The sequence below is a fragment of the Kitasatospora sp. NPDC004614 genome (assembly GCF_042873675.1).
In the GTDB taxonomy this organism is placed as follows: domain Bacteria; phylum Actinomycetota; class Actinomycetes; order Streptomycetales; family Streptomycetaceae; genus Kitasatospora.
In genome coordinates this window covers 174,710-188,026 of record NZ_JBIALR010000007.1, presented here as the reverse complement: position 1 = coordinate 188,026, position 13,317 = coordinate 174,710, and the positions used below count along the sequence as shown (strand labels likewise).

Below are 13,317 nucleotides of genomic sequence, written 5' to 3'. Positions count from 1 at the left end.
GTGCCGGCGGCGCGGCTGACCCGTTGGGAGCGGCCGTGCTGCCACAGCTACTACCGCCGGGCGAGTGGTGGGGCGACGAAAGGCCGGCCCCGGGGGGTTCGCTCCCGGGGGCAGGCTTCCGGCGGCTCTCAGGCGAAGACCGTGTCCTGGATCGTCGCCAGGCGTGCCCGGTCGGTGTGGGCGTTGACCCAGTCGGTGATGTTCTTCACGGCCTGGTCGGTGTCGCCGGAGCGCTGGTAGTCGTTGAGCTTGTAGCCGGCGATCAGGCCGTCCACGCCCGCCTCGCCGAGCAGTCGGGCGGCGCATGCGGCGGCGCCGGAGGAGGAGCCGATGGTCCAGGAGAAGACGCCCGTCAGGTAGCCGGAGTCACGGATCGCGGTGCTCTGCTTCAGGCCGGCGACCTTGTCGCTGCCGTCGTTGCCGCAGGTCCCGACGGCGGTGGCGAAGATCGCGGAGCCGTCGTCGACCAGCCGGTGCTGGAAGTTGACGCCGCCGCCGTTGTAGGAGAAGGCGATGCTGGCGTCCTGGTACGTCCCGGTGACCATCACGCCCTCGGACGGGGTGAGGTCCCGCTTGAGGTCGTCCCAGAGGGTGCGCTTGTCGTTGCCCCAGGTCACCTCGTAGATCACCTGGATGCCGTTCGCCACCAGCTTGTCCCTGGCCAGCGCCTTCAGCGTGCCGAGGTCGCGGTTCTCGGGGTTCTTGATGTCGACCCAGACCAGCGTGAGGTTGCGTCCGGCGCGGCGCTGGGCGGCCATCTCGTCGAAGATCGCCGACACCCGCTTGCGGTCCACGTTGCCGCTGTCGACGTTCTCGGACGCCGGGTTGCCGACGTCGCACGCCACCCATTCCCAGTTGTCGACGAAGCAGCCCCCGTACGCGTGGTTGGCGGCGTCGACCTCGATGGCGTTGTATCCGGCGTCGAGCGCCGAACCGACCCGGTCCGCGGAGTTGAGGTTGTGCGCGATCGCGTAGATCGGCCGCAGCCGCGAGCCCGGCCACGGCTGAACCGCCTGGCGGCCGAGCCGCTGGGCCGGACTGTCGTGGCAGTCCCAGATCTGCAGCGGGTTGCCGAAACGGAAGTCCGCGTTCGGGACGTCCAGACACTTCCCGCTGCCCGCGTTGACCAGTTGCCGGCCACCGAAGGGCGACGGCTCGTCACGCCACACCTGCGCGGGCGTCCCGTTGCAGTCCCACTGCCAGACGGAGGTGCCGTCGGCCGAGGCGCCCCACTTGACGTCCAGGCACTTCCCCGAGCCGACGTTCACCCACGACACCCCGTTCCCCACCGGCCGCGAAATCCACCGCTGCGGACCGGAGTTGTTGCACCCCCAGATCTGGATCACGTTCCCGGTGACCGGCGACCCATTGGGCACGTCCACGCACCAGCCGCTGAGCGTCAACGACTCCGGATAGCTGTACGGCACCTGTCTCGGCGTCGGCGGCGTCCCCGACCCGCCATCCGGCGGGGGCGTGTTGCAGGACGGCGGCGGCTCGGGCGCATCACACGGACTGGCCGCGTGCACGGCGGGCGCGGTGACCAGGAACGACGCCACCAACGTCAGTAGTGACACGACCGCCATCGGAAGTTTGCGTAGCATCAGGCCTCTCTCCACGGCCGGCGGGACCGCCCGGTGTGCGATGTCCCGGTATGAGCCCCGACCGTACGTTCGCCCGATTGCCACCCACTTGCCACCCACTCAACGCGCCCGCCTTGAACGGTCCGCCTCGGCCGGTCAGCGTGCCAGCAGGTCGATCACGCCCGTGAGGTCCTCCTCCCCGCTGGCCCCGGCCAGCCGGCGGCGCATCAACTCGAAGTAAGGGGTGAGGAGTTCGGGGCTGACGCCCTGCTCCTCGGCGGTGCGCAGGAAGGTAGGGGTGCCGGCGACCTGCATGGCGAGGTTGGAGACGACGCCGGTGGTGTAGTCGCCGGTGCGGAGGTGGTCGGCGGTCTGGTGGACGGACGGGGCCATCGCGGTGAGCCAGTCGGCGAGGAGGGGGGCGAGGGTGGTGGGGTCGATGTTCTCCTTGCGGATCAGGGCGAAGGCGTGGGCGGCGCCGGCCAGCATTCCGTACATGGCGCTGAGCAGGGCGACGTCGTGCAGGGCGGCGAAGCCCGGGTCCTCGCCGACGTAGGTGGTGGCGAGCGGGACGGCGAGGGTCGGCCGGTGGCGGTCGAACAGGTCGTGCGAGCCGCTGTAGAAGACGTAGCCGCCGGCCTGCGGGATGCCGACCATCGGCGGGACGGCCATGATGCCGCCGTCCAGGTAGCGCGCGCCGCGCTCGCGGGCCCACTCGGCGCGGGCGCGGGCCTGGGCGGGGGTGCTGGTGGTGAGGTTGACCAGGTCCCGGCCGGTCAGGTCGGTCCCGGCCAGGACGTCGCCGACCGAGGTGTCGTCCAGCAGGCAGACGACGATCAGGCTGTTCGCGGCGACCGCCTCGGCGGCGGCGTCGGCGACCTTCGCGCCCTCGGCGGCGAGGGCCTCGGCGCGGGCGGGGGTGCGGTTCCAGACGGTGAGCGGGTGGCCGGCGGCAAGCCAGGTGCGGGCCAGTGCGGTGCCCATGGTGCCGAGGCCGAGCAGCGTCACCGGGGTGCGGTCAGCGGTGGTGGTGGTGTTCTCAACAGTGTTCTGTGCCATGCCGATTAGGCTGGTCCAGGACCCGGAAGTGATCAAGTACGCACTTGGCAGTGGGTGGTTACCCCGGGGTGAGTGAGCAGGTCAGGAGGGTGGGGCATGACGACGCTGAACCGACCGGGTACGCCGGAGGGACACGTCTGCGGGATCGACGCCGCGATGGAGGTGATCGGCGGCAAGTGGAAGGTGCTGATCCTGTGGGCGCTCCACGAGCAACCGTGCTGCCGTTTCGGCGAGTTGCGCCGACTGCTGCCGGGCATCACCGAGAAGGTCCTGGCCTCCCACCTGCGCGAGCTGGAGGCCGACGGTGTGGTGCGCCGGGTCTCCTACGACGAGGTGCCGCCCCGCGTCGAGTACTCGCTGACGGAGGACGGCGCGCGCCTCAACGACGCGCTCCAGCCGCTGGCGGCGTGGGCTCGCGAGCGGCAGACAGCGCGGGCGGCGACGGAACGGGCCTCGACGGAACGGGCCTCGAGGGAACGGGCGTCGACGGAACCGGCGGCGGCGGAACCGGACGAACAGGCGCTGCTTTGAGCCTCAGAACCGAAGGCTCTCCCGCCGGTACGGCCCGTCGATCATCGCCCGCCAGTGCTCGGGCCACATAAGGGGGTCCTCGTGCAGGACGAGGTCCTCCCCGCGCCGCAGCAGCCAGACGGTCTCGTAGTTGTAGGTGAGGACCGCGTCCACCGGGAGCTCCGCCAGCAGGCCCAGAACCAGCGCGATGATGTCCTCCTCCTGCGGGCCGGACGGCTCGTACCGGGCCGGCTCGATCCACAGCTCGATCTTCGAGGGCACCCCGAACTCGCGGTCGACGGTGTCGACCGGATACCCCGACCGAGCCGAAACGTGGATCCTCGTCCCGCGCGCGGTCGCGGCCCCGGAGACGTCGAGCAGCTCCCCGAGAGCGGGGGGCTCTTCGCTGAGGCCCTTCTCCCGGTACAGCCGGCTGACCCTGGCGGCGATCTGCTCCGCCGGTTCCTCGGTCGCCAGATACAGCTGGTGCGCGATCGTCACAGCCACGCTCCCCTTCGGTCGAACGTCAACGCCACTTGGCGGAGATCATTCTGAACGGACCGCACAAGCGCCGACCACCGAATTCCGGAACCGCAGAGGCCTCAATGCCTCAGTGGGGCCGTCCAGTTGAGGGTGGTCCCGCCGTTGGGCGGGGCGGTGACGGTGAGGGTGCCGCCGAGGGAGTGGGCGCGTTCCTCGAGGTTGCGCAGGCCGCTGCGGCGGCCCTGGGCGGGGATGCCGACGCCGTCGTCCTGGACGGTGAGGACGACCTGGCTGCCGGTGGCCTGGAGGGCGACCTCGACGCGGCCGGCCTTGGCGTGCCGGGCGGCGTTGCTGAGCGCTTCGCCGAGGACGGCCACCAGGTGGTCGGCGACGGCGGGCGGGACGTCGGTGTCGAGCAGGCCCTCCATGCTGAGGCGGGGGGCGAAGCCGAGCGCGGAGTGGGCTTCTTCGACCACGTGGACGGCGCGGGCGCGCAGGCCCTGGCCGGCACCGGCCTCGCGGACCCGCAGTCCGAAGATCGTCGACCGGATGATCTTGATGGTTTCGTCCAGGTCGCCGACCGCCCGCAGCACGCGGTCGGAGGCCCCGGGGTGGTCGATGAAGCGGGACGCGCTCTGCAGCGTCATGCCGGTGGCGAACAGGCGCTGGATGGCCAGGTCGTGCAGGTCGCGGGCGATCCGGTCGCGGTCCTCCAGGACGGCCAACTGTTCGGCGTCGCGCCGCCGTTCGGCGAGCTCCAGGGCCAGCGCGGCCTGGTCGGCGAAGGCCAGCAGCGGTTCGATCTCACGCTCGGTGAACTCCGGTTCACCGCTCGCCCGGACCAGCAGCAGCACGCCCTCGGTGTGGCCCTCGGCCCGGCCCAGCGGCACCGCGACGGCGGGGCCGAGGCCCGCGTAGCGGTCGGCGCGGGCAGGGAAGCGCGGGTCCTCGGCGAGGACGTGCGAGGTCACGGGCGCGCCCTGGGCGCAGGCCGCGCCGGAAATGGTGCCCTCCAGCGGGACGTCCGCGCCGGCCCGGCCGGTCAGGTCGCCGCCGAGGGAGAGCTCCATGTGCAGGCCGTTGCCGTCGGGCAGCACGGTGAGCACGTCGGCCTGCCGGGCGCCGCTGATGTCGCACGCCCGCTGGGCTATCAGCTCGACCACCTGGGTGCGGGAGCTGCCGGACAGCAGGCGGCGGTTGATCTCGGCGGTGGCGGTCAGCCAGCGCTGGCGGCGCTGCGCCTCCTCGTACAGGCGGGCGTTGTCAATCGCGACGCCCGCCGCGACGGCGAGGGTGGCGATGACCGATTCGTCGTCGTCGTCGAATCCGGCGGCGCCGCGCTTGTCGGTCAGGTAGATGTTGCCGAACACCTCGTCGCGGACCCGGACCGGCAGGCCCAGGAAGGTGCGCATCTCGGGGTGGTGGGCGGGGCAGCCGGTGGACGCCGGGTGTTCGCGGAGGTCGTCCAGGCGCAGCGGTTCGGGGTGGCGGATGAGTTCGCCGAGCAGGCCCTTGCCGGTGGGGTAGGGGCCGATCTTGGCGATTTCCGCTTCGTTGAGGCCGACAGTGAGGAACTGGGAGAGGGTGTCGCCGTCGGCGCCGATCACGCCGAGTGCCGCGTATTTGGCGTCGGCGAGGACGGCTGCCGCCTCGACGATCCGGCGCAGCACCTGGGTGAGTTCCAGCTCCCGGCCGACCGAGAGCACGGCCTCCAGCAGGCTGTGCACCCGGTCCCGAGTACCGCGGGCCACGTCGATCCGGGCCTGCAGTTCGGCCAGCAGTTCGTCCAGCCGGAGCTGGGGAAGCCGCGACCGCGGTTCCTCCTCGCGCACTGCGTTCCTCCTCGTCCGTTGGCCCCCGTTCGACGCCCGATTCTCGCAGATTGGACAGTGGGGGTGGACCGACGGGTCGCCGGGGGCGTCGCGGTCGGGCAGGGCGCGGGTGGAAGCGGGCCTCCGGCGGGCGGCGTTCGCAGGTCAGCCGGGTGCCAACGACCCGAGCCGCGGCGGGCCCACGTCCGCGTCTCGACCGTCTGCGGCGGCCATGGCAACCCGGACGGCGAGTGCGGCCAGTGCCTCGGGCGCGCCGGGCTGGTGGCGGATGCCGGGGAAGGCGTTGACGTCGACGGCGATCGGGCCGTCGGGTCCGGGCAGCAGGTCGATGCCGTACACGTCGAGGCCGAAGGCGGGGCCGGCGGCGAGTGCGAGGGCGCGTTCTTCGGGGCCGGGTGTCCAGGGGCGGCGGACGGGGCCGCCGGGGTGGAGTTCGGAGCGGCGCTGTTCGGCGAACACCTGCCCGTCGACCACCCAGAGTTTGCGGTCCCAGCCGTCGCCGGCGATCGGCCGCTGGGTGATGACCGGTTCGGGCGCCCAGCGATCGATCAATGCCTGCCACTGTTCAGGAGTGTCGGCCCGGGCCACCAGGTCTTCGCGCCGGCTGTGCCGGCTCTTCACCACCACGGGGCCGGTCCAGCCGAGTTCGCCGAGCGGGCCGTCGGCGACGGTGGGCGCGAACGGCAGGCCGGCGCGGCGGGCGCGCTGTTCCATCGCCATGCGGTCCTGGCAGAACGCGGTGGCGGCGACGGAGTTGAGCACGGCGGTGCCGGCCTGTTCGTAGCGGCGGGCGAGTTGGAGCGCGGCGGCACTGCGTGCCTTGAGCAGCAGCAGGTCCGCGTCCTGGCCGGCCGGCACCGTCGAATGGCCGTCTGCGGCCAGGAGTTCGCGGGTGGCGGCGAGCAGCGGGTGGTCGGGGTCTCGGGCCAGGACCGCGATGCGCAGCGCCCTCACCGGGCGGCCGAGGCCGAGGCGGGCGCAGGGGCGGGCGCGGGCGCGGGGGCGGGGGCAGGCGTGAGCAGCGCACCGGCGTCGGGGGTCGGCCAGGAGGAGCCGGTGCGGGCCAGGCGGACCACGGCGTCGGCGACCCGTTCGACGGCGTGCGGTACTTGCCGGAAGCTCGGGAAGTCGTTGATGTCGACGACGGTCGGTCCGTCGGGTCCGATCAGTACGTCGAGGCCGTACAGGTCGAGGCCGAACACTTCGCCGACCTGCGCGGCGAGTGCGGCGACTTCGCGGGGCAGCGGAACGGGCCGTTCGGTGGCGGGCCGGTGCGGGTGCAGCGGCGAGGTGCGCTGGGTGGCGAAGAACTCACCGCCCGCGCAGTACACCTTGAGGTCGAGTCCGTCGTTGGCGATGTACGGCTGCGCGATCTGCAGGCCCCCGTCCGAAGTGCCCGCCAGCTCGGCGAGCTGGGAGGGGTGCTGGACGAGGTGGACGGCGCGCCCGGAGGAGCCGTCGGCGGGTTTGACGACCAGCGGGTAGTGCCGTTCGGGTATCGCGGCGAACGCGGCGGGGTCGGCGGCGGCCCAGGTGCGGGGCATCGGCAGGCCGTGCAGGGCGGCGACCACGGCGGTCTGTGCCTTGTCGCGGACCGGCCGGATCGCCCGGGCGTCGTTGACGGTGGTGAGTCCGGCCGCGGCGGCGGATTCCAGCAGGCCGAGGCCGGGCCCGCCGGAGACGGTCTTCAGCACCCAGGCGTCATGGGTGCCGCTGCGTATCAGCCGGGCGAGGTCGAGCAGTTCGGCGCCGGGGCGCAGTACGTCCACCCGGTGGCCGGCCGCCCGCAGGTGGTGGACCACCTCCAGCGGCATCCCGTCGTGGCGGTAGTGCTCCTCGACCAGGAAGCAGAACCTCATTTGTGCCCACCCATTCCCCTCTGTCCCCTCACGCGCGTGCTGTGGGGGCCGTTCGCATCGGTCCACCCTGCCACGGATCTTTGTTCGGAAAGCGTGCAGGGTGTCCGGGAACGGCCACAGCCGCGTCACAGGCGCATTGCCGCAGGTCTGGAACCCAATGCCCGGGGCATGACGTTGACATGACGTTCCGTTGGCACACTTTTGAGGGGGCCCGTGTGCATCATTTGCTGCGTCCGCACGCCCGGCACGATCTTACGGACCGTCCGGCGCCGGCCGTGCTGGCCTATCCGGCGAACGACGTCCTGGTGGTCTCGGGTCTGCCCGGCAGCGGCAAGAGCACCTTGATGGCGCGCTGTGCCCGGGCCCGGGTGATCGATTCCCAGCACACCCGGCAGCGTTTCGCCGCCGCCCTGCCGGGCGTTCCGTACGCGCTGTACCGGCCGCTGGTGCGCGGCGCCCACTATCTGCGGCTGCACGCGGCGCTGCGGGCGGGCGGGCCGCTGGTGGTGCACGACTGCGGGGCGTTGCCGTGGGTGCGCCGGGCGATCGCCCGTGCCGCGCACCGGCAGGGGCGGCGGCTGCACCTGTTGTTGCTGGACGCCACGGCCGCGCAGGCCGCGGACGGTCAGCGGCGGCGTGGCCGCCGGGTGTCGCGGTACGCGTTCGCGCGCCACCGCCGGGCGGGTGCGGCGCTGCGCGCGCTGGTCACGGCGGATGCGCCGCTGCCGGCGGGGGTGGCGTCGGTGGTGCTGCTGCCGCGCGCGTCGGCGGCCCGGCTGGCCGCGATCGAGTTCACCGCGCCGTGCGGCGGCGCGGCCGCACGGCCGGTGAATTCGCAGGTGGCGGCGGGTCGGCGGGTGCCCGCGCCGCGTCTGGTGGCGGCCCCGGCCCGGACGGCTGCGGGCGCTGCGGCGAACGGCTGAGCCGCCCCGCGCGTCGCCCGCCGCCCCGCAGGGTGCTGGCTAGTCTCCGGCCATGCACACCCCCTCCCCCTCCCCCGGGCCGCAGCGCGGCCCGCAGGCGCGGCGGATCGCCGACCGGCTGTCCGTGCAGTTCCGCGTCCCGATCGAGCCGCAGTACGAGCAGGCCGGGCACCGCTGGACGCTTCGCTGGTACGACGGGCCGACCGTCGCCGCGGTGCGCTGTGCGCTGGAGCGGCTGTTCCCGGACGGGGACCGGTTCGCGGTGCGGCGTGATCTGACCACGCGGGCGCTGGTGCTGGCCGCGATCCGGGAGACCCGGGCGGGGGCGATGCACCGCTCGGTGGGCAGTTGGGGGCAGCGCTACCACCTGGAGCAGTTGCTCGCCGATCAGGAGCATCCGGACCGGACCGCCGATTCGCGTGAAGCGGCCATGCTGGAGCGGCTGTTGGCGGCCGCGTCGACCGCCACCGCCCGCGGCTCCAGCGCGCCGGACCTGGCCCGCGCGTTCGACCTGGTGGCCCGCGACGGTGTCGCCTGGCTGCTGCCCGAGCACCGACTGGCCGGCCCGGCCGACCAGGACGCGCTGGCGCTGAGCCCGCTGGAGTACCTGACGTTCCGCTATGCGACGGGCGTGCACCGCGCCGCGTGGGAGACGGCGCTGGCCACGCTGCCGCTGCGCGCCGCCGTCGCCGCGACCCACCGGGATCCGGAGCCCGACCGGGACGCGGCCCGTGCCGCTCTCACCCTGCTGCCCGCGCTGCGCGCCGAGGCGTGTGCCGAACTCGACGCGGTCGAGGCCCGGTTGGCCGCCGCCGCCGGCTCCGGCAGCGTGTCGACCCCTATTCTGCCTGTTCACGGGCGCTCGCGGTAGGACCGGGAGCACAGCTGTTTTCCCTTGTCCGAGCGGTTCGCTCGGGCGCAGACTCGTCCGCATTCCCCCCGTTGGACGAGTTGATGGGAGTCGTGTGTCCGCACACGTCGATCAGGAAATGGCCCTGCGTGCCCGGGTGCTGCTGGCCGGCAGCGAAGCCCCCACCCCGTGGCAGGCCTACCGGGCGCACCGCCTGCTGGCCCGGGACAACCCGCAGGTGCACCTGCCGAAGCTGGCCCTCGCGGCCATCGAACTGACCCGCCACCACCCGGTATTGCTCCGCCGTGACATCCAACTGCGCCTGCTGGACGAGGCGTTGGAGGCCGCGGCGGCGATCGCCGCCGACGACCCGTTCCGTCCGCAGGCCCTGGCCAGGATCCATGACGAGCACGCGAAGCGGATCAAGGAGCTGGGGATCCCGATGAGTTGACGCCCGCACCGGACGAGGGCCGGTCGGTCGGCCGGGTCTGGTAGTGCTGCTTCTCGAGCAGCAGGCCGTCCTTGAAGCAGAACCGCGTCACGTCCTGGCCGTCGCCGGTGCTGATCTTCAGGTCACCCGCGAACCAGCGGCAGTGCGCGCCGTCCGGCACCGGCGGGCCGTACTTCTTGAAGTCGCCGGTCAGGAAGTCGCTGCCGACCGGCAGCCGGGCGTTCACCATTCCCTCGGACTGGCCGACCTCCACCGAGTCGTACAGCTTGGTCGACACGGTGGCGTCGCGCATCGAGCTGACGAACATCAGCACGCCGATCACGCCGACCACCGCGACCACGCCCAGCACCGCGGCCGCGCCCAGTGCGCAGCCCATCGCGGGGCTCCGGCGGCGTTTCTCGGGGCCGATCAGCTCCCCGGCCAGTTCCCGCAGTTCCTCTTCCTCGGGGATCGCCGCCAGCGCCCCGTCCGAGGTGTACGGAAGCCGTCCGGTCAGCCGGAACCCGCCGTCCGGCTGCGCGGTGGCCTGTATCGCGCCACCGAGCAGCCGGGCCCGCTCGCGCAGGCCGGTCAGGCCCTGGCCGCCGGACACCGCCGAAGTGCCGTCCCCACCGGGGCCGTTCACCACCTCCACGATCACCGAGTCCCGCTCGTACCGGACCGTCAGCACGATCAGCGCGCCCTGCGCGTGCTTGTGCGCGTTCGTCAGGCCCTCCTGGGCGATCCGGTACGCGGCGTGGCCGGTGGCGGCGGCGAGTTCGCGCGGCGCGCCCTCGTGCCGCAGCTCCACGTTCGTGCCCGCCGCCTGCGAGTTCTCCGCCAGCCGGTCGATCGCGTCCACGCCGCCCGCCGCCGGCGCCGAGTCCTCCTTCAACAGGCCGACCACCTGGCGCAGTTCACGCATCGCGCCGGTCGCGGCCTGCCGCAGCACCCCGACCGCCTCGCGCTGCCGCTCGCCGAGCGTGCGGTCCACCTCCAGCGCGCCGGTGTGCACGGCGATCAGCGCGAGCTGGTGGCCGAGGCTGTCGTGCATGTCCTGGGCGATCCGGTGGCGTTCGCGCAGCCTCGCCTGATGGGCGATCATCACGCGCTCCCGGATCAGCTGCTCGTTGCGTTCGCGCAGGCTGTCGAGCAGCGCGGTCCGCTGCGCCCGGTACCGGCCGAACAGGGCGGGCAGCACGCCCAGCAGCAGGTAGCCGACCACGCAGATGCCGAGCAGCGCGGGCAGCGGGAAGTGGTCGCGGCGGTTCTGCAGCACGCCCGCCGCGAAGTTCAGCACGAAGCCGATCGTGAAGACCACCGGCGCGTACCAGGGCTTGGTGATCCGGCGGCCCGCCGAGTACCCCGCCGCGACCAGCAGCGGCAGGAACCCGCTCGGCCCGCCGACACCCACCGCCGACAGCACCAGCACCGGCCCCGGCAGCCCCCGCCGCAGCAGGAACAGCACCCCCGCCGCGCCCACCACCAGCCCCGTCGGCCACGTCCCGCCGTCCGCCATCTGACACAGCGCCGCCAGCCCGCACACCACGAGCCCGCCCAGCACCTCGCGGACCACCAGCCGCCACGACCAGGGCCCGGGAACCGCCCGCTCCACCCACTCACGCATCACCCTCAGACCCTAGCGGCCCCACACCCACCCGCCGCCCCCCGGATCCGGCCGGGACCAGCGGTCATCACGAAGTCGATCATCACAGTTCAGACACTGCTTCCCCGGCTTCATGAAGAAGCTGCGACGCTCGGGCCCATGCTCGAAGAGAACCTCGCCGAAGTCACCGTTCCGCCCATGCCCGCCGAACCGCCCACCGCAGGCGCCCCCGCCGCTCGCACGCGGCGCTGGCTGCTCCCGGTCGCAGCCGGCGTGGCGGGGGTGCTCGTCGGCGCGGGCGGCGTCGGCGCGGCCTGGTGGCTCTCCGGCTCCGAGCAGGCTTCAGCCGGGCGGCAGTCGACGCCGAAGGTGTTCACGCTGAGCGGCTGGATGTCGCTGACGGGCTCGAACGCCGCCACCGAGGACGGCTCCTGTGCCGGATTGCGGGGGTACGACGACATCTCCGAAGGCACCGCGGTCACGGTCTACGACGCGACCGGCCAGGTGGTCGCCGTCGGGGCGCTGGCCGACGCCAAGCGGGTCGGGACCACCTGCAAGCTACATGTGCTGGTACCGATGGTGCCGACCGGACCGAAGTTCTACCAGGTCGAGGTGGGACACCGCGGGAAGATCATGCTGTCCGCGGAGAACGCCGCCGCAGGCGCGTTCGCCGCCTCGCTGGGCTGAGCCGGAGGCCTTGCCCGGCCGTCACACCGGCGTCGGGCCGCGCCGTTCCCCTGGCGGGCAGCCGATCGCGGGCCAGCGGGGGCCGGTGTCAGGGTCGTTGGCCCAGGCGTACTGCTCGGTGGGGGTGCGGGTGAGGCCGTAGTCGTAGACGCCGGGGTGGCCGGCGGTCTCCCATCCGGTCCAGGCGGTTTCGAGTTCGTCGGCGAGCCGGCGGGGGCCGCCCTGGGTGGTCCAGGCGCCGCCGGTGGGGCGGGCGGAGAGGACGGCCCAGGAGGAGTGGCCGTCGGTGATCCACGCGCTGGTGCCGTCCTGGTCGTGGCCGGTGCGGACGGTCAGGTCGGGGAGGGCGACGCGCAGGGCGAAGCCCAGGCCCCACGGGTCGGCGAGTTGGGCCGGGTCGCGGTCGGTGGCGCCTCGGCGATCAGGTTCTGCGGTGCCGCGGATTTCGGCGAACGTCCGCTGCTGGTGGGCGTGTTGGGTGCGGGTGGGCATGAACCGGGCCAGGCCCTGCATCCAGCCGGTGGCGGACTTGCCGTCCTCGGCGACGGTGAGCGCGACGTGGCCGAGGCGGCCCCAGGGGGTGACGATCCGTCCGCCGGGGGCGGTCTGTTCGATCCACGCCCAGGGGATCTCCTCGACGGCGTAGGTGGCGATCACCCGGTCGAACGGGGGCCCGCCGGGCGCGCCCAAGTCGCCGTCGCCGGTGCGGACTTCGACGCCCAGGCCGGCGGCGGCGAGCCGTTGGGCCGCGGCGGCGGCGAGAGCCGCGTCCGCCTCGACGCTGACCACCCGGCCGGGCCCGGCGCGCCGCGCCAGTAGTGCCGCGTTCCAGCCGCTGCCGGTGCCGAGTTCGAGGACGCGCTGCCCGGGTTCCAGCCGCAGGCTGTCCGCCATGTCGGCGACCACGGCCTGGCAGGACAGGCTCGACGTGGGCAGGCCGTCGCCGAGTTGCGTCACCGCGGCCTCGTCCGGCGAACGGTACAACTCACTTGCCCAGCCCGCCGGATCGGCCGTCCGGTCCACGGGCTGCCAGGCCAGGCCGTCCCACCGCCACAGGCGCCCGGGCGCGAACCCGTCCCGGGGCAGTGCCGCCACCGCGTCACGCACCCACGGCGAGCCCTCGGGCCACGCGCCGCGTTCCGCCATCGTCCGGTCGAGCCGGTCGCGGTACGACGGCAGGTCCAATTCCTCTGCCACCGCGCCTACTTGCGCCGCTTGCCGGTGCCTGGCGGCGGGGGCGGTACCTGCCCGTCCGAGTTCCCGGGCGGCGGGGTGCCCTGGCCCGGGTCCGGCGCGGGCTTCTCGTGCTCACCCATCGCAACCACTCCTCCCTGACGACGACCGCCGCGCACGCGGCGAAGACCCTATCTTCCCGTCGGCCGCATCTCCCCCGCCAGGGCGCGCCAGGGTCGTACGGGGGCGCACGACCCGCGTGGGCGCTCGAACAGTGGTGACAGTGTGACGGCACGCCGAACGAGGGGCCAACGAGGAGCGAACG

13 protein-coding genes are annotated in these 13,317 nt (G+C 73.3%); 5 read left to right on the top strand and 8 right to left on the bottom strand.

The window, feature by feature from the left end:
• Positions 1-128: 128 nt before the first annotated feature.
• On the bottom strand, positions 129-1,574 hold the full coding sequence (locus tag ACFYST_RS17920) for an RICIN domain-containing protein (protein WP_387863364.1): 1,446 nt from the start codon (positions 1,572-1,574) through the stop codon (positions 129-131).
• Positions 1,575-1,736: 162 nt separating this feature from the next.
• Positions 1,737-2,639 (bottom strand): NAD(P)-dependent oxidoreductase, encoded by a 903-nt coding sequence (locus ACFYST_RS17915; protein WP_387863361.1) that lies wholly within the window; start codon positions 2,637-2,639, stop codon positions 1,737-1,739.
• A gap of 96 nt (positions 2,640-2,735) precedes the next feature.
• On the opposite strand from ACFYST_RS17915, the gene ACFYST_RS17910 reads away from it, so the two are divergent.
• Complete coding sequence (locus ACFYST_RS17910) at positions 2,736-3,170, top strand: winged helix-turn-helix transcriptional regulator (RefSeq protein ID WP_387863359.1); 435 nt, start codon at positions 2,736-2,738, stop codon at positions 3,168-3,170.
• Between the two features lie 3 nt (positions 3,171-3,173).
• Here the strand turns inward: ACFYST_RS17910 and ACFYST_RS17905 are convergent, their stop codons facing one another.
• The 4 genes from ACFYST_RS17905 to ACFYST_RS17890 all read right to left on the bottom strand — a co-directional run bounded on the left by ACFYST_RS17905 (position 3,174) and on the right by ACFYST_RS17890 (position 7,323).
• Positions 3,174-3,650 carry a SitI3 family protein gene (locus tag ACFYST_RS17905; RefSeq protein ID WP_387863356.1) on the bottom strand — a complete coding sequence of 159 codons (477 nt, stop codon included), beginning with the start codon at positions 3,648-3,650 and terminating at the stop codon, positions 3,174-3,176.
• Positions 3,651-3,751: 101 nt separating this feature from the next.
• Positions 3,752-5,464 carry a GAF domain-containing protein gene (locus ACFYST_RS17900; protein ID WP_387642425.1) on the bottom strand — a complete coding sequence of 571 codons (1,713 nt, stop codon included), beginning with the start codon at positions 5,462-5,464 and terminating at the stop codon, positions 3,752-3,754.
• Positions 5,465-5,608: 144 nt separating this feature from the next.
• On the bottom strand, positions 5,609-6,418 hold the full coding sequence (locus tag ACFYST_RS17895; RefSeq protein ID WP_387863354.1) for a RimK family alpha-L-glutamate ligase: 810 nt from the start codon (positions 6,416-6,418) through the stop codon (positions 5,609-5,611).
• Positions 6,415-7,323, bottom strand: a complete 909-nt coding sequence (locus ACFYST_RS17890) for a RimK family alpha-L-glutamate ligase (RefSeq protein ID WP_387863351.1) — start codon at positions 7,321-7,323, stop codon at positions 6,415-6,417. The genes ACFYST_RS17895 and ACFYST_RS17890 overlap by 4 nt, the downstream gene beginning before the upstream one ends.
• Before the next feature lie 215 nt (positions 7,324-7,538).
• Between ACFYST_RS17890 and ACFYST_RS17885 the strand changes: the two genes are divergently transcribed.
• From ACFYST_RS17885 to ACFYST_RS17875, 3 genes are all read left to right on the top strand, one after another.
• Positions 7,539-8,246, top strand: coding sequence for an AAA family ATPase (locus tag ACFYST_RS17885; RefSeq protein ID WP_387863348.1), 708 nt, complete (start codon positions 7,539-7,541; stop codon positions 8,244-8,246).
• A 52-nt stretch (positions 8,247-8,298) separates the two neighbouring features.
• Positions 8,299-9,117: a hypothetical protein gene (locus tag ACFYST_RS17880; protein WP_387863346.1), complete on the top strand. Its 819-nt coding sequence runs from the start codon at positions 8,299-8,301 to the stop codon at positions 9,115-9,117.
• Between the two features lie 118 nt (positions 9,118-9,235).
• Complete coding sequence (locus ACFYST_RS17875) at positions 9,236-9,547, top strand: hypothetical protein (RefSeq protein WP_387642433.1); 312 nt, start codon at positions 9,236-9,238, stop codon at positions 9,545-9,547.
• On the opposite strand, the gene ACFYST_RS17870 is transcribed toward ACFYST_RS17875, so the two are convergent.
• Positions 9,519-11,153 carry a sensor histidine kinase gene (locus ACFYST_RS17870; protein ID WP_387642434.1) on the bottom strand — a complete coding sequence of 545 codons (1,635 nt, stop codon included), beginning with the start codon at positions 11,151-11,153 and terminating at the stop codon, positions 9,519-9,521. The two genes, ACFYST_RS17875 and ACFYST_RS17870, sit on opposite strands and share 29 nt — an antisense overlap.
• Before the next feature lie 138 nt (positions 11,154-11,291).
• Between ACFYST_RS17870 and ACFYST_RS17865 the strand changes: the two genes are divergently transcribed.
• Positions 11,292-11,819, top strand: coding sequence for a hypothetical protein (locus ACFYST_RS17865; protein ID WP_387642436.1), 528 nt, complete (start codon positions 11,292-11,294; stop codon positions 11,817-11,819).
• Between the two features lie 21 nt (positions 11,820-11,840).
• On the opposite strand, the gene ACFYST_RS17860 is transcribed toward ACFYST_RS17865, so the two are convergent.
• Complete coding sequence (locus ACFYST_RS17860) at positions 11,841-13,016, bottom strand: methyltransferase domain-containing protein (RefSeq protein WP_387863344.1); 1,176 nt, start codon at positions 13,014-13,016, stop codon at positions 11,841-11,843.
• Between the last annotated feature and the right edge of the window lie 301 nt (positions 13,017-13,317).